General features: G+C 56.1%; 1 protein-coding gene. It reads left to right on the top strand.

The genetic code is table 11. The features are described from left to right. Positions 1 to 517: IS5 family transposase (locus OKC31_RS21670; protein ID WP_270657752.1), on the top strand; the 517-nt coding region annotated here is incomplete at both ends.

Genomic DNA, 517 nt, shown 5'->3' with positions numbered 1-517 from the left:
AGGTCAGAAAACACGGCGCCGAGAAACGGCGAGTGTGGCGCAAGTTGCATCTGGCGGTAGACCCTGTGACCCACGATATCGTGGCGGCGGAAGTCTCACTGGAAAATGTCCATGATGCCGAGGTGTTGCCCACCTTGCTCAACCCTCTGCGGCGTAAGCTGGGACATGTTTATGCGGATGGCGCCTATGACAGCAAAGCTAGCCATCAGCTTATCTCGCGCAAAGGGGAGACAGCCTGTATCCCGCCCCGCAAGAGCGCAGGGCTATGGAAAAAGGGGCATCCAAGAAATGAGGCCGTGCTGGTGATGCGCAAGGAAGGGCTGGCGCACTGGAAGAAGATATCGGGGTATCACCGTCGCTCGCTGGCAGAGACGGTGATGTATCGGTTCAAGCAGTTAATGATGGGCAAAATCAGTCTGCGAACATACAACGGCCAGGTAGGGGAAGTGATGGCGTATGTTGGTGCAATCAACAAACTGAACACCCTTGGTCTGCCGGTCAGAAAGCCCCGAGTGTA

It is taken from the genome of Aeromonas sp. Y293-4 (assembly GCF_027705905.1).
In the GTDB taxonomy this organism is placed as follows: domain Bacteria; phylum Pseudomonadota; class Gammaproteobacteria; order Enterobacterales; family Aeromonadaceae; genus Aeromonas; species Aeromonas veronii.
This window is presented reverse-complemented; position numbering and strand designations above follow the sequence as displayed.